The sequence below is a fragment of the Rhodococcus sp. USK10 genome (assembly GCF_019378875.1).
Taxonomy (GTDB): domain Bacteria; phylum Actinomycetota; class Actinomycetes; order Mycobacteriales; family Mycobacteriaceae; genus Rhodococcus_F; species Rhodococcus_F pseudokoreensis.
This window is the reverse complement of the sequence record NZ_CP076048.1, coordinates 7,276,091-7,290,963: the sequence shown is the minus strand read 5'-3', so window position 1 is coordinate 7,290,963 and position 14,873 is coordinate 7,276,091. Positions and strand designations below refer to the sequence as shown.

The 14,873-nt window shown below is 68.7% G+C and carries 15 protein-coding genes; 6 read left to right on the top strand and 9 right to left on the bottom strand.

Annotated features, from left to right (window positions below):
• Position 1 precedes the first annotated feature (1 nt).
• Complete coding sequence (locus I1A62_RS40335; RefSeq protein ID WP_219457814.1) at positions 2–700, top strand: ABC transporter permease; 699 nt, start codon at positions 2–4, stop codon at positions 698–700.
• Positions 697–1,401, top strand: a complete 705-nt coding sequence (locus I1A62_RS40330) for an ABC transporter permease (RefSeq protein WP_124392235.1) — start codon at positions 697–699, stop codon at positions 1,399–1,401. The genes I1A62_RS40335 and I1A62_RS40330 overlap by 4 nt, the downstream gene beginning before the upstream one ends.
• 81 nt (positions 1,402–1,482) lie before the next feature.
• Here the strand turns inward: I1A62_RS40330 and I1A62_RS40325 are convergent, their stop codons facing one another.
• From I1A62_RS40325 to I1A62_RS40315, 3 genes are all read right to left on the bottom strand, one after another.
• A complete protein-coding gene (locus I1A62_RS40325; protein ID WP_219457813.1) occupies positions 1,483–2,676 on the bottom strand; it encodes an NADP-dependent malic enzyme in 1,194 nt (397 codons plus the stop codon).
• A 378-nt stretch (positions 2,677–3,054) separates the two neighbouring features.
• Positions 3,055–3,414, bottom strand: a complete 360-nt coding sequence (locus I1A62_RS40320; protein WP_124392234.1) for a hypothetical protein — start codon at positions 3,412–3,414, stop codon at positions 3,055–3,057.
• Entirely contained in the window at positions 3,411–4,265 is an 855-nt protein-coding gene (locus I1A62_RS40315; RefSeq protein ID WP_219457811.1) for a PHP domain-containing protein, read from the bottom strand. The genes I1A62_RS40320 and I1A62_RS40315 overlap by 4 nt, the downstream gene beginning before the upstream one ends.
• Positions 4,266–4,411: 146 nt before the next feature.
• On the opposite strand from I1A62_RS40315, the gene corA reads away from it, so the two are divergent.
• The gene (gene corA, locus I1A62_RS40310) at positions 4,412–5,503 is read left to right on the top strand and encodes a magnesium/cobalt transporter CorA (RefSeq protein ID WP_124392232.1); all 1,092 of its coding nucleotides are present in this window, start codon (positions 4,412–4,414) and stop codon (positions 5,501–5,503) included.
• Here the strand turns inward: corA and I1A62_RS40305 are convergent.
• Positions 5,500–6,087 carry a suppressor of fused domain protein gene (locus I1A62_RS40305; RefSeq protein ID WP_192581859.1) on the bottom strand — a complete coding sequence of 196 codons (588 nt, stop codon included), beginning with the start codon at positions 6,085–6,087 and terminating at the stop codon, positions 5,500–5,502. The genes corA and I1A62_RS40305 overlap by 4 nt on opposite strands.
• A 65-nt stretch (positions 6,088–6,152) precedes the next feature.
• Between I1A62_RS40305 and I1A62_RS40300 the strand changes: the two genes are divergently transcribed.
• Together I1A62_RS40300 and I1A62_RS40295 are read left to right on the top strand one after the other, a co-directional pair.
• Positions 6,153–6,848, top strand: coding sequence for a metallophosphoesterase (locus tag I1A62_RS40300; protein WP_015889788.1), 696 nt, complete (start codon positions 6,153–6,155; stop codon positions 6,846–6,848).
• Positions 6,838–7,704 (top strand): chromosome partitioning protein ParB, encoded by an 867-nt coding sequence (locus tag I1A62_RS40295; protein WP_124392231.1) that lies wholly within the window; start codon positions 6,838–6,840, stop codon positions 7,702–7,704. Before I1A62_RS40300 ends, I1A62_RS40295 begins: the two co-directional genes overlap by 11 nt.
• Here the strand turns inward: I1A62_RS40295 and I1A62_RS40290 are convergent.
• Positions 7,694–8,800, bottom strand: a complete 1,107-nt coding sequence (locus tag I1A62_RS40290) for a winged helix DNA-binding domain-containing protein (protein WP_374710724.1) — start codon at positions 8,798–8,800, stop codon at positions 7,694–7,696. The two genes, I1A62_RS40295 and I1A62_RS40290, sit on opposite strands and share 11 nt — an antisense overlap.
• Before the next feature lie 75 nt (positions 8,801–8,875).
• On the opposite strand from I1A62_RS40290, the gene I1A62_RS40285 reads away from it, so the two are divergent.
• Positions 8,876–10,396 (top strand): MFS transporter, encoded by a 1,521-nt coding sequence (locus tag I1A62_RS40285; protein WP_219457807.1) that lies wholly within the window; start codon positions 8,876–8,878, stop codon positions 10,394–10,396.
• On the opposite strand, the gene I1A62_RS40280 is transcribed toward I1A62_RS40285, so the two are convergent.
• The 4 genes from I1A62_RS40280 to I1A62_RS40265 are packed head-to-tail and all read right to left on the bottom strand — an operon-like array spanning position 10,386 to position 14,707.
• On the bottom strand, positions 10,386–11,555 hold the full coding sequence (locus I1A62_RS40280; protein WP_124392228.1) for an ABC transporter ATP-binding protein: 1,170 nt from the start codon (positions 11,553–11,555) through the stop codon (positions 10,386–10,388). The two genes, I1A62_RS40285 and I1A62_RS40280, sit on opposite strands and share 11 nt — an antisense overlap.
• A gap of 4 nt (positions 11,556–11,559) precedes the next feature.
• Entirely contained in the window at positions 11,560–12,396 is an 837-nt protein-coding gene (locus tag I1A62_RS40275) for a carbohydrate ABC transporter permease (protein ID WP_072949597.1), read from the bottom strand.
• A gap of 2 nt (positions 12,397–12,398) precedes the next feature.
• Complete coding sequence (locus tag I1A62_RS40270; RefSeq protein WP_124392227.1) at positions 12,399–13,346, bottom strand: carbohydrate ABC transporter permease; 948 nt, start codon at positions 13,344–13,346, stop codon at positions 12,399–12,401.
• Complete coding sequence (locus tag I1A62_RS40265) at positions 13,343–14,707, bottom strand: ABC transporter substrate-binding protein (RefSeq protein WP_219457806.1); 1,365 nt, start codon at positions 14,705–14,707, stop codon at positions 13,343–13,345. The genes I1A62_RS40270 and I1A62_RS40265 overlap by 4 nt, the downstream gene beginning before the upstream one ends.
• Positions 14,708–14,873 lie beyond the last annotated feature (166 nt).

The window sequence follows — 14,873 nt, the reverse complement described above, 5'->3', positions numbered from 1 at the left end:
CGTGCGCTGGCTCATCGACAACTTCTCGGTCGTCGTCGACCTGACGAAGACCCATCTCTATCTCGCGCTGGTTCCGCTGCTGATCGGGTTGCTCATCGCGGTCCCGGTGGGGACGGCGATCCGGGGTGCTTCGTGGCTGCGGAAGATCACGCTGATCGTGGCGGGCATCGCGTTCACGATCCCGTCGCTGGCGCTGTTCGTGACGATCCCCTCCGTCTTCGGACTGCAGATCCTGGACCCGCTCAATGTGGTGATCGCGCTGACGATCTACTCCACCGCACTGCTCATCCGCGCCGTGCCGGAGGCGCTCGACTCCGTTCCCGCAGACGTCGTCGACTCCGCCACCGCGATGGGTTTCACCCGCCTCCGCCGGGCGCTGACGGTCGAATTGCCGCTCGCACTGCCCGTTCTCATCGCGAACGTCCGGGTGGTGGCGGTGACCAACATCTCGCTGGTGTCGGTGGGTTCGCTGATCGGGATCGGCGGCCTCGGCACCCTGTTCACGCAGGGCTACCAGCGTGACTATCCCGACCAGATCCTGGCGGGGATCATCTCGATCGTCGTGCTGGCCCTCGCGTTCGACCTGCTGCTGTTCCTCGTCGGCCGGGCACTGACACCGTGGACCCGGCAGCAGAAGGTGCGGCGCGCACCGCTGGTCGCGGGACAATCGACGACCCCGGCGCCGGAGGAGGCTTCGTGAACATCTTCGGCGGCGCCTGGGACTACATCGTCGACCCGGGTAACTGGTCGGGCAGCACCGGAATCGGCACCCGCATCCTCGAACACCTCTGGTACAGCTTTCTGGCGGTCGCACTGTCCGCGGTGGTGGCGGTGCCGATCGGTCTGATCATCGGACATCTGCGCAAGGGTGACGTGGTCGTGGTCGGTCTCGTCAACGCGCTGCGGTCGCTGCCGACGCTGGGCCTGCTGACGTTCCTGGTGCTCCTGCTCGGGCTGGGTCTGATCCCGCCGATACTGGCCCTGGTGATCCTCGGGATCCCGCCGGTCCTCGCGGGCACGTATGCGGGTGTCGCGAACGTCGACCGGACGGTGGTGGACGCCGCCCGCGCGATGGGGATGACCGAATGGCAGGTCCTCACGCGGGTCGAGGCCCCGAATGCGCTGCCGCTCATGCTCGGCGGGCTGCGAAACGCCACCCTGCAGATCATCGCCACCGCAACGGTCGCCGCGTACGTCAATCTCGGCGGCCTGGGCCGCTACATCTTCGACGGACTGGCCCTGCGCCAGTACGACCGGGTGCTCGTCGGTGCCCTGCTGGTGACGATTCTCGCTCTCGTCGTGGACGGGTTGCTCGCGCTCGCGGTGTGGGCATCCGTTCCGGGAACCGGCCGCCTGCGGCGGAACCCGAGCGCCGGGCAGATCGTGGAGCGCGCGTCGTAAAGAGTTCTCCCACAACGGCGAACACCCCGACACCGAAACCGTGGGTGCGGGTTCCGGATCGGGGTGTTCGACGGATTCTCGCTAGTCGGTGACGCCTTCTGCGCGAGCAGCGGCGGCGACTGCCTCCGCGACAGCGGGGGCGACGCGAGGATCGAGCGGGCTGGGAACGATCTTGTCTACAGCCAGCTCGTCACCGACGACCGAGAGGATTGCCTCGGCGGCGGCGAGTTTCATGCCTTCGGTGATGCGGCGGGCGCCGGCGTCGAGCGCGCCCTTGAACACACCGGGGAAGGCGAGCACATTGTTGATCTGGTTCGGGAAGTCCGAGCGCCCGGTCGCGACGATCGCCGCGTGCTTGCGGGCGACGTCCGGGTGGATCTCCGGGTCCGGGTTCGACAGTGCGAACACGATGGAGTTCTCCGCCATGGTCGCGATGAGCTCCTCCGGGACGGTGCCCGCGGACACGCCGAGGAACACATCTGCACCGTTGAGTGCTTCGACGACACCGCCGCGGCGACCGGCCGGGTTGGTGCGCGCGGCGAGGTCGACCTTGATCTCGTTGAGGTCGGTGCGGTCGGCCGAGACGATGCCCTTCGAGTCCAGCACCGTCACGTCCGCAATCCCGGCGGCGAGCAGGATGTTCGCGCACGCGACACCGGCGGCGCCGGCACCGGAGATGACGACCCGCAGGTCGTGGAGGTCGCGGTCCTGGACCTTGACCGCGCCCTTGAGGGCGGCGAGGACGACGATGGCGGTGCCGTGCTGGTCGTCGTGCATGACCGGGCAGTCCAGGGCCTCGATGACGCGCTTCTCGATCTCGAAGCAGCGGGGTGCGGAGATGTCTTCGAGGTTGACGGCGCCGAAGCTGGGGCGCAGCCGGATCAGGGTTTCGACGATCTCGTCGGGGTCCTTGGTGTCGAGGACCAGCGGGATCGAGTTCAACCCGGCGAAGTTCTTGAACAGGGCCGACTTGCCCTCCATGACGGGAAGGGACGCGCGGGGGCCGATGTCACCGAGGCCGAGCACCGCGGAGCCGTCGGAGACGACGACCACGAGGCGGTTGGTCCAGGTGTAGCGGTCGGCGAGGGTCTCGTCGGCGTGGATGGCGCGGGAGACCTGCGCGACACCGGGCGTGTATGCGATGGACAGGGCGCGCTGCGAATCGAGGGGAGCGGTGGTCTCTACCGAGAGCTTTCCCCCGATGTGGCCGGCGAAGATCTCCTCGTCGGTCAGTTCGACCTTCTGCGGTGTGGTGGGTTCGGACACGATGGACACGATGACACTCCTGATAAGTCCAGGCTCACTCGGGGCCGGGTTACTGAGAAGTAACCGTAGGGATCGGCGCTGATCCTCACAGTTACTCCACGAACGACAACTGGGGTGAAGCTTCCGGGGTGCGCGATCACGATGGCCGCAGAACGTCCGAAGCGTCATGGCACTGGGCGGGTGAGCCCCTGGCAACGCTGCCATAAAACCCCCGCCGAAGGGCGGTGGCGCCGACGTCGGAGTGGTGCTAAGTCTGGCACGAATATCGATGCACAATCAAATTGCCACGACAGTCAGATGTCTCACGTTTTCGGGCCTCTACCTGTGAGAACAAGTTACCGGCGGGTCACTGTGAGAGCCGGTTTCACGTATCGGGCCGAGCGTCGCTCATCCCCACCACTGGGTGGCCAGCAGAAGCGCCGCCGCCGCGAGGACGGCCACGGACGCGACCACGGCGGCGAGTCCGTCGCGGCGGTCCGCAATTCGCTGCGCCACGATCACGAACACGGACGCGACCACGTGCGCGGTGATCGAGATCGCCCCGGGCCCGGGGAAGCCCCGGCCGCCGCCGACGTAGGCGGAGCCGATCACGACGAGACAGAGGATCACCACGCCGGCGGCGACGGCCCCGCTGAAAGCGCGCAGCGCGCGGACCGGGAGCGGACTGCGCCGCGGTTCGGTGGCCGCCACCGTCCTCGGGACGGCGGGACCGTACGGGTCGTACCGCTCGGACTCGTGCGTGTTCATGCCGAGACCACCTGCACCCCTGATGCTTTCGACACGAGGGTGTCGAACTCGTCGGCGTCCGTCGTGAACTCGCCGAGCCGGATGGCCTTGTTCGTTCCGTGATAGTCGGAGGAGCCGGTGACGACCAGACCGAGCTCGTCGGCGAGGGCCTGCAGCACCCGCGAATCTTCCGGCGAGTGATCGGGGTGATGAACCTCGACCCCGTGCAGACCGGCTCCCGCCAGGTCGCGAACGTGATCGAGCGACAGCAGCCGCCCCCTCGTGCGGGCCCGGCCGTGAGCGAGGACGCTCACTCCCCCGGCCTCCGCCACCAGTTGCACGGCCTCGTCGAGCGGGGTGTCCGATTTGTCGACGAAGTACCGGCCGCGCGGGGCCAGCAGGTCCACGAACGCTTCACCGATGCTGCCGACCACGCCGGCGCGCATGAGGGCCCTCGCCAGGTGCGGGCGCCCGGCCGCCGGTCCCGCTTCCGCGAGCACCTCGTCGGCGTCGATGGGGAGGCCGTCCTCCATCATCAACTCGGCCATGGCGCGGATCCGGACGATGCGCTCGTTCCGCAGGCGTTCCCGTTCCCGTGCGAACGCCGCGTGAGCGGGATCGAACAGGTAGGCGAGAAGGTGCACCGCGACCGGGCGTCCGTCCTCACCCCGACCCTCGCAGGACATCTCCATGCCCCGCACCAGGGCGAGCCCCGGAGGCAGCGCCGCGACCGCCTCGGCCCACCCCGCGGTCGTGTCGTGATCGGTGATCGCCACGATGTCGAGTTCCGCCGCGCCCGCGGCGCGCACCAGGTCCGCCGGGCTGTCGGTCCCGTCGGAGGCCGTCGAATGGGTGTGGAGATCGATGAGCACCAGACCAGTCTGTCAGGTGTCGCCGCACCGGGTCCGAGCGTGCGGCCCGGAAGCCTGGCGTGTCGTGCGACGCCGCCCGGCCCGAACCCGGCGCTGACGTACGATTCACCGGCAGCGTTTCCGACTCGACGGTGAAGGAGGGCCCCGTGCCGTCTGTGCCCTCGCTCCCCCGGCGCGGCAGCGACAAGGACCAGCGCGACGGCGACAAGGACCCGGGTTCCCGGATCCGCATCCCGACCGCGCGGGCCATCGTGGACTGCGGGGTGTACGTCGACGGCACGAGGCTCCCCGGCAAGTACACGCACCAGGCGGCGATGGCCGAGGTCCGCAAACAGGGTCAGGGGTTCGTGTGGGTCGGGCTGCTCGCCCCCGACGAGGGGCAGATGGAGAGCGTGGCCGAGACGTTCGGGCTGCACGAACTGATGGTCGAGGACGCCGTCCACGCCCACCAGCGGCCGAAGCTCGAACGCTACGACGACGTGCTGTTCCTGGTGCTGCGGACGGTCAACTATGTGCCGCACGAGTCGGTGGCCACTGCCAGCGAGATCGTCGAGACCGGCGAGATCATGGTGTTCGTGGGCGCGAACTTCGTCATCACCGTGCGGCACGGTGACCATTCCCCGCTGTCGAACGTCCGGCACGCGCTGGAGGCGAACCGGGAGCGGCTCGCCCTCGGCCCGTACGCGGTGCTGCACGCGGTCGCGGACCACGTGGTGGACACGTACCTCGAGGTCACCCAGGCCATCGAGGAGGACGTCGACAGCATGGAGGAGGCGGTGTTCAGTCCGCGCAGCAGCGTCGCGGTCGAACACATCTACCTGCTCAAACGGGAGATCGTCGAACTCCGCAAGTCGGTGAACCCGCTGTCCAATCCGTTGCTCCGGCTGACGCGGTCACCGGGCAATCCGGTGCCGAAGGAGATCCGCCGCTACTTCCGCGACGTCCTCGACCATCACACCACCGTCGCCGAGCGGATCGCCGAATACGACGAGGTGCTCAGCTCACTCGTCGATGCCGCCCTCGCGAAGGTCGCCGTGCAGCAGAACACCGACATGCGCAAGATCTCGGCGTGGGTGGCCATCGCGGCCGTGCCGACGATGATCGCGGGCATCTACGGCATGAACTTCGACAACATGCCCGAACTCCACTGGCAGTACGGCTATCACGGCGTGGTGTTCGTGATCGCGTCGGTGGCGGTGGGCCTGTTCGTCACGTTCCGCCGGAACAACTGGCTCTAGAGCGACGCGGCGCCGCGGAGCGGATCGCGGACGTCGATGCCCGCCTCCGCCCACGCTTCACGCAGGGCGCCGGCGCCGCGCAGCCGGACCCACGCCGCCTCGGTGCCGGTGAGCGGCACGACCGCGAGGAACCGCACGGCCTCCGCGGGTTCGGGCAGCGGGAGGTCGGGGATCGTCGACTCACCGAGCAGCACGGCGGTGAACGGTGCGTCCTTCCACAGCGGCTCCCCCAGGTCGAGCAGCGCGTCCTCCACGAGAACCACACCCTCCACCGACGGCGCCGCCGCCAGCACCGCCAGGGTGCGCGCGACTCCCGACGCCACCCCGGCGCCGCCGCGCAGGGTGAGGATCAGTTCGGCGCGGGGGCCGCGGAGGGCGTCGGCCACCAGTTCGCCGGGGTCACTCATCGGGTGCCGGGAGCATCCCAGGGTCACGTAGCGGACCAGATCCTCGTCGTCGGGTGCGAACCGCAGCACGTCCAGCGGTTCGACGCCCAGGAACGTCACCGATGCCGCAGTCGGTTCCGGTCCCCCTATCTGCCCCAGCAGGTGCGCGCGAACGGAGGCCACAACGCTGTCAGTCACCCCGTCATCAAACCACCGAACCCGCTCACCCGTCCTCCGGCCTCTCGAGCCGGTAGCGTCGGAGCATGGTCTCGGTACTCGCAGTGTCCGACGAGACGATCGAGTCGCTGTGGAGTTCGCAGGTGCGCGCCATGGACGTCGACCTGATCCTCGGTGCGGGCGACCTCCCGTTCGACTACCTGGAATACCTGATCGACGCCCTGGACGCGCCGTGCGTCTTCGTGCCGGGCAACCATGACGCCGATCTGTCCGGCTATTCCGCGGGACGGGTCGGGTGGATGCGGGCGGGATTGCCCTCGGCGTGGCCGGGCCCGTGCGGCGCGGTCAACGCGGACGGCCGGATCGTGCGGATCGCGGGCCTGCGCATCGCCGGCCTCGGCGGATCCATCCGCTACAACGACGGCCCCAATCAGTGGACCGAGCGGCAGCAGCGGCGGCGGGCGCGCAACCTGGCGCTGACCAGCGCGTGGCACGCGCGCCGCTCCGGGGTGTCCGGAGTCGACGTGCTGCTCACGCACAGCCCGCCGCGGGGAGTCGGCGACCAGGAGGATCCGCCGCACCGGGGGTTCGAATGCTTCGAGAACCTGGCGGGCAGGCTGCAGGCCCGCGTCATGATCCACGGGCACGTGCACCCGTACGGCCGGGCGGCCGAGGACCGCACGCTCGGCGCGACGACCGTCATCAACACGGTGGGATTCACCCTGATGGAGTTGTCGCCGGGCGCCGAACCGAGCATCGTCAGGCGCCGGCATGGCACGTGACACCGGATTCCCCGCCGCCGACGCGGAGAACGACTTCACCCGCCAGCGTCGTCGCGCCGAATTGTCGCGCCTGGTCAGCTGGCTGCGCCGCGAACCGGACGACGTCAACGAGATCCTGCCGTTCGACGAGGTGGTCGCGGCCGTCGGCCGGGTCGGGGAACGGTCGCTCGGCCTGCAGGTGATCCCCGTCAACTCCATCGTCGGCAGCGTCGACCGCACGCGCGACTTCGACCGGTTCTTCCGGCCCACGTCCACCCGGGTGCGCGAGCGCTGGCAGCGGCTGGCGGCCGCGCAGCGCCGGGGCGAATCGGTGCCACCGATCCAGGTGTACCGGATCGGGTCGATGCACTTCGTCAGCGACGGCCACCACCGCGTCTCCATCGCGTACGCGATGCACTGGAGCACGATCGACGCCTACGTCACCGAGATTCAGACGAAGATCTCCCCGGACGGGATCGCGCAGCGCGGCGACCTGGTCATCAAGGACCACCGCCGACTGTTCCTCACACGGGTCCCGTTGAGCGGGCCGCAGCGGGCGGCCGTGGTCGTCACCGATCCGTGGGAGTACGCCGAGATCAGCCAGAGCGTCGAGGCCTGGGGGTTCCGGCTCATGCAGGAGGTGGGCGAATTCCTCAGCCGTGAGACCGTGGCCCGGCGCTGGTTCGGTGAGGAGTACCTGCCGGTGGTCCGGATGCTGCGGGCGGCCGAGATGCTGCCCGATCACACCGACGCCGAGGCCTACCTGTGGGTAGCGCGCGAGCGGTACCGCCTTGTGCGCCGGCATGTCTGGAACGACGAGATCATCGCCGAGCTCAGTCACCTCGCACCGCGAAGGCACAAGCCGGTTAGCTCGTGAACCGCACGGCGCGGTCGGTCGCCTCGGGGTGCGCGAACTTCAGCAGCCGCCTGCCCTCCGCCTCGATCGCGGTGCGGTGCGTCTTCGCGATGGTCGCCAGTGGCTCCACGTCGAGTACCGCACTTGACTTCTCGACCACCGTCGTGGTGAACGCCGCGACCCTGCCGTTCACGAGCACGGCCGGTTTCACGATGCCGTTCTGCGTGAAGATCTTCTTCCGCACGTCGTCGTCGACGAGGCGCCCGCGGTCCGCGTGCGAGAGCAGCACGTTGTCGAACGGCGCGAGGATGCGGACAGGCGCGGGGGTGCCCGGGTCCGGCCGGGGCGCGTCGGGAAGGTCGAACAGTTCCGGCCCCGACTCCCCCGCGAACACCCGGAGCCCGGGCCGCAGCCGGTCCAGGACCTCACCGAGCCGGGTCAGCCCCGACCAGGCCTGGGCGTCGCGCGCACTTGCGGGGCCGAACGCGGCGAGGTAGCGGAGCAGCATCGTGTCGATGGACGGCGCCTCGGACAGCGGGCGGCCCACCCACGACTCCAGGGTTGCCAGCGCCGGTTGCCCCGACCTGCCCCACAACCCGCGCGGCGGCACCTGCACCATCGGGACCAGTCCCCGCACCCCGTGGGCGAGCGCAGCACCATCACGGCCGGGGAACCGCTGCTCGAGCAGCGGCCTCATCTGCGACTGGGTGCGGGGTTCGTCGCGCACCAGTTCGCGTCCCGCGGCCGCGAGGGCGCCGAGATCGATCCCGTCGAGACTCGACCGGTGCTGCGTGTTGGTGTGGAGGTCCCGGTCGAGCAGCGGTTGCGCGAGCGGACGAAACGTGAGGGCGTCGGGCGCGGACAACGCGAACACCGTCCCACGCATCGCGACGATCCGCACCACCGCGCGGTTCTCGACGAGATCCGACAGCGATTCGGCGCGGAACCGTCTCAGCCGCGCCCACAGCGCGAAGTACGGCGGGGCCGGCGCCTGAGCCTGCAGTCCGCAGAGGTGCTCGATCATGTCGAGCGGGGACAGTTCCGAACGGCTCAGCAGCGATTGCCTGGCCAGTGTCGCCCGGCCCAGCGCTCGATTCGACATGCGTTCAGACCCCACCGTGAACCCCTTAATTAGTTAGCCCCAGTACCGTGTTGGTTTACACCCGTTCACCGACCCTGCAGGAGGACCCCCATGGCCGCCGGATCGACAACCGCAGCCAGGGCTCTCCTGCCCGTCATGTGTTTCGTCGTGATGATTGTCGCCGTTCTGCAGACGCTGGTGGTACCGATCGTCGGGACCATCGGCGCGCAACTCGACGTCGGCCCCACCGCCGTCGGCTGGCTCCTCACCGCGAACCTCCTCGCGGCGGCGACCGCGACACCCGTCCTCGGCCGCCTCGCCGACCTCCGCGGCAAACGGCCCGTCCTGCTCGGGGTGCTCGTGGTGGTGCTGCTGGGGTCCCTGATCGGTGCGGTGTCGACGTCCGTGGGGGTGCTGATCTTCGCCCGGGTGCTCCAGGGTGTGTCGTTCGCGTTGTTCCCCATCGGCATCGCGGTGCTGCGCGACGAACTGCCGGCCGAGAAGCTGACCGGGGCGATGGGGATCTTCTCCGGCACCCTCGGTTTCGGCGGATGCTTCGGCATCGTCCTCACCGGAGTGCTGGTCTCCGACGGCGCCGACTTCCACCGCGTCTTCTGGCTGTCCTCGGCCATCACCGCGGCGGGACTCGTGCTCGCCTGGATCGCCATTCCCCGCCGTCCGCGCGCAGGCACGGGTTCCATCGACTGGATCGGCGCCGTCGGTCTCGCCGCCGGCCTGGTCCTCGTCCTGCTCCCGCTCGCCGAGGGCGGCACCTGGGGCTGGACGTCTCCCGTCACGATCGTCAGCGGAGTCGCCGGAATCCTGGTCCTGGTCGGCTGGTTCCTCTACGAACGCCGGACCACCGATCCGCTCGTCGCGCCCCGGCTGCTGACCGCCCCGCCCGTCCTGGTCACCCACCTGTCCGCCCTGGTGGTCGGCATGTCGATGTTCGTGATGTTCCTGGGAAGCTCGTACTTCGTCCAGACGCCACGCGCGGTCGCCGGGTACGGCTTCGGGGCCACCGTCCTCGCGGCCAGCACCGTGTATCTGCTGCCGGGCGCGATCAGCGGCGTCCTGGCGTCGATCGCGAGTGGAAGACTCATCCACCGCTTCGGTTCCCGCGCCGTCCTGATCGCTGCAAGTGTCGTCGGGGTCGGCGGTTTCGTCGTGTTCGTCTTCGCCCACGACCGCACGTGGGAAGTCATTGCGGCGATCGTGCTGATCAACACGTACATCAGCCTCGCCTACGCGTCACTGCCCTCGCTGCTCGTGGCCGAAGTCCGGCAGGACGAGACCGGCGTCGCGAACAGCATCAACTCGATCGCCCGGTCCGTGGGCAGCTCGGTCGCCAGCGCACTGCTCGCGACCCTGCTCGCCGGGATCACCATCCCCGGGACCGACGTCCCGACCGAATCGGCGTACGTGATCGCGTTCGTCGTCGGTGCGGCCGCCGCAGCCCTCGCCGGGCTGCTGCCGTTCTTCGGGATCACCCGCACCACGCGCACCCCGTCCGACGAGGAGGAGGACGAGGTCCACGCGACCGCCCTTGCCGCCGAGTGGGGCACGGTCGGCGGTCTCGGCGGAGCGAACACCAGCCGTCCGGGTGAACGCACCACCCCGGTCAGCGGGTGAGGTTCGCCCCCGAGTTCTGATCGAACAGGGCGATCTTCGCCCGGTCGAACCACAGTTCCACCGGTCTGCCGTGCACCGCGGACGATTCGGCCGACAACCGGGCCACCAGCTGACCGCCCCCCGCGACCGCGGTTCCCGAGTCGGCGGCGAGTTCCTCGAGTTCCCGGGAGTTCACCTGCGGCCCCTCGGCCGTGAAATAGGCGTACTTGTCCGAGCCCATCGACTCGAGCACCTCGACGTTGGCCGTGAACGTGGCACCGGCCTCCCGCTGCCCCGCATCGACGAGCGCCACGTCCTCGAAGTGCTCTGGACGGATCCCCACCACGACGTCCTTCGCCGAATTCGACGACGCGACCTTGTCGCGGGTCTCCGGGGGCAGCGTGAACTCGCCGAGCGGCGTCGACACCCCGTCGGCGGTCAGCTGTCCCGGGAAGAAGTTCATCGACGGCGAGCCGATGAATCCCGCGACGAACAGGTTGTTCGGGTGGTCGTACAACTCCTGCGGCGCCCCGATCTGCTGGACCACCCCGCCGCGCAGCACCACCACCCGGTCGCCGAGCGTCATCGCCTCGGTCTGATCGTGCGTGACATAGACGGTGGTGGTGCCGAGTCGCTGTTGCAGCCGCGCGATCTCGGTGCGCATCTGGACGCGGAGCTTGGCGTCGAGGTTCGACAGCGGCTCGTCCATCAGGAACGCCTTGGGGCTGCGGACGATCGCCCGGCCCATCGCGACCCGCTGCCGCTGACCGCCGGACAGATTGGCGGGTTTGCGGTCGAGGTGCTGCGTGAGGTCGAGGATCTTGGCGGCGTCGTCCACCTTTGCCGCGATGTCCGACTTCGACATCTTCGCCAGGGTGAGCGGGAACGCGATGTTCTGCCGCACCGTCATGTGCGGGTACAGCGCGTACGACTGGAACACCATGGCGATGTCGCGGTCCTTCGGCGCCTTCTCGTTGACCCGCTCCCCCGCGATGCGCAGCTCACCGGACGAGATGTCCTCCAGCCCGGCGATCATGTTGAGAGTGGTCGATTTTCCGCAACCGGACGGCCCGACCAGGATGATGAATTCGCCGTCGGCGATCGTGATGTCGACGTCGCTCACCGCCTTGGCGCCGTCCGGGTACAACTTCGTCACCTTGTCGAGCACGATTTCGGCCACAGGCTTATCCCTTCACGGCGCCGGACGTCAGGCCGGCCACGATGCGTCGTTGGAAGAACAGCACGAAGATGATGATCGGGATCGTGATCACCATCGCGGCTGCGGCGATCGAACCGGTCGGCTCCTCGAACTGGGAGGCGCCGGTGAAGTTCGCGATCGCGGCGGGCGCGGTGATGGAACGTTCCGTCGAGGTCAGCGAGATCGCGAACAGCAGATCGTTCCAGCAGAAGATGAACACCAGGATCGCGGCGGTCACGATGCCCGGCGCCGCCAGCGGTGCCACCACCTTCCGGAACGCCTGCGCCGGGGTGGCGCCGTCCATCTTCGCCGCCTTCTCCAGCTCCCACGGGATCTCCTTGAAGAAGGCCGACAGCGTGTAGATGGCCAGCGGGAGCGCGAACGTGATGTACGGCAGGATCAGGCCGGCCCAGGTGTCGAACAGCCCGAGCCGGCGCTCGATGTCGAACAGCGGGCTCACGAGGGAGATCTGGGGGAACATCGCGATCAGCAGTGCCACCCCGACCAGCAGTTTCTTACCCGGGAAGTCGAGGCGGGCAATGGCGTAGGCGGCCATGGTGCCGATGACGACGGCGATCACCGTGGAGATGAGACCGATGCCGATGGAGTTGATCAGCGCGCTGGTGAACGCATTGGTCTCGAAGATGCCGCGGTAGTTGTCGAGGGTCCACTTCTGCGGAATGAACTTGCCGTCCTTGATCGTTCCCGCGGGTTTGAACGACAGGCTGGCGATCCACAGCACCGGGACCAGCGCGTACAGCAGAACCAGCAGGTTGACCACGGACCAGCTGATCTTGCGGCGAGGGGTGTCGACGACGGCCATGGTTATCGGTTTCCTTCCGTGTCGGACCCGGGAGCCGACGCGCCGAAGAGCTTGATGAACACGAATGCGAGCAGCGCGACGCACAGGAAGATGAGGACGCTGATCGCCGAGCCGATACCGAGGTTGAACGCCTTGAACAGGTTGTCGTAACCGAGGATCGACAGTGACCCGGTGTCGTTGGCGCCCTTGGTGAGAACGTAGATGTTGTCGAAGATCCGGAACGCGTCGAGCGTGCGGAACAGCAGCGCCACGAGGATCGCGGGTTTCATCAGCGGCAGGATGATCCGCACCAGCCGCGTCCACGCCCCGGCGCCGTCGACCTGCGCGGCCTTGAGGAGGTCGTCGGGAACGAGGGCGAGCCCGGCGAGCAGCAGCAGCGCCATGAACGGCGTCGTCTTCCACACCTCGGCGAGCACGATGATCGCGAGCGACGGGATCTGCTCCGTCAGCGGGGCGCTGCCGTCGGGCAGCAGGTTCGCGAGATACCCGGTTCCCGGCGTCCACGCGTAGTACCAGCTGTACGCGGCGGCGACGGTGACGATGCCGTACGGAATCAGCACCACGGTCCGGACGAGACCCTTCCCCACCAGCGTCCGGTGCATCACGAGCGCCAGGATCAGGCCCAGGACGAACTCGATCACCACCGACACGACGGTGATGCCCACCGTCACCCAGAACGCCTGCCACCAGTACCCGTCCGTCAGCACCGACACGTAGTTGGCGAGGCCGACGAACTTGCGTTCGTCGGGGAACCGGAGGTCGTAGCGCTGCAGGCTCAGCCACACCGCGTACACGACGGGATAGGCCGTCACCGCGATCATGAGGATCGCGGCGGGGGCCACCAGCCACAGCCCCAGCCGGCGTTCGGCCTTCTTCCCCTCCGAGATCTGGCCCTTGGACGCGACTTTCGGCTCCTCGGCGCGGTCCGCCTGCACGGTTTCGGTCGTCACGGGATCAGCCCTTCCGAGTTGACCGCCTTGCGGACCTGTTCGGCGAGTTCGTCGACGGTCTGCGGCGGGTCGATGTCACCGACCGGATTCAACGTGGCGGTGATCAGGGTCGAAATGCTCTGGTACGCCGGGGACACCGGGCGGACGGACGCGGTGTCGAGGCTCTGCCGCACTTCACGCCAGGCGGGGTACGCCTCCTGGAACGCCGGATCGTCGTACAGGCTCGCCAGCGTCGGCGGCACACCGCCGTTGACGGCATTGTTGCGCTGGTTCTCCTCGTTCCGCAGGCAGGACACCGCCTCGAACGCCAGGTCCGGGTGCTGGCTCGTCTTCGCGACCGCGACGTTGAATCCGCCGATCGTCACCTCGGCGGGCCGGCCGGGGATCACCGACGGGTACGGCGCGGGCAGGAAGTTCTGCTGACCGTCGACCGTGAGCACCGTGTTGCCCGTGTCCACGGACGTCGGGTTGCCCTTGTCGTCGATGAACGGGAGGTCGCCCTTCTCGGCGTTCTCGATCATGCCCGGCAACACGAACGGCCAATTGACCTCGAACGCAGCCTTTCCGCTCTCCATCCCGAGCCGGGACGACGCCTCGTCGCCCTGGGAAACCGACGGGTCGGCACCCTTCGCGGTGGCGACCCGCTTCATGACCTCGAGCGCCTGCAGGGCGGCATCACCGTCCGCGACCGTCACCGTGGTCCCGTCGTCGGCGACGACGGACCCGCCCGCACTCGCGAGCAGGGTGTTGAACCACACCATCAGGCCCTCGTACTGCTTGCCCTGCACCCCGATCCAGCTGGGCCGGCCCTCCGCGGCGAGGCCCTCCGCGATGTCGATCATCTGATCCCACGTCTGCGGCGGCTGCCCGTCCGGCATGAGGTCCTTGCGGTACCAGAGCAACTGGGTGTTGGTGTTCAGCGGTGCGGCGTACAGCTGGTCCTGCCACTTGGCCGATTCGAGGGGGCCTTCGAGCGTGCCCTCGGTGACCTCGGCGGCGATCCCGGGTGGGAGCGGCAGCGCCCATCCCGCCTCGGCGAACTCTGCGGTCCACACCACGTCGAGCGTCATGATGTCGAGTGACGTGTCGTTGCCGGTGAGCCGGCGGGCCAGCTGGAGGCGTTGATCGTCCGCGCCCTTCGGCAACGTGCGTTGCTCGATCGTGTACCGGCCGCCGGCCGCGGCCGTGCAGTTGGCCGCGGCCTCCGCGTACTGTTCGGCACCGTCGGCGGCGGTGTAGAAACTGAGGACGATGCCGTCTTCCGACGACCCGCACGCGGCCAGCAGGGGAACGGTGAGGACGGTGGCCGCACCGATCAGTCCCCACTTCAGCGAGCGTCCGGGCTTGGTGCGGTGCAGCACAGCCGCCTCCTCGAGCGGCCCTCACGGATCCAGTCGCGGTACGGCTGGGCACGCGGGCCCGCACATTGGTTCCTGCCGGAACACGCGCTCCACCGGCAGGTCACGGTTTCGGCGAGGGCCGGGGCCCACGCATTGCGCCGTAAACCTATCCGACATCACCGGCGAA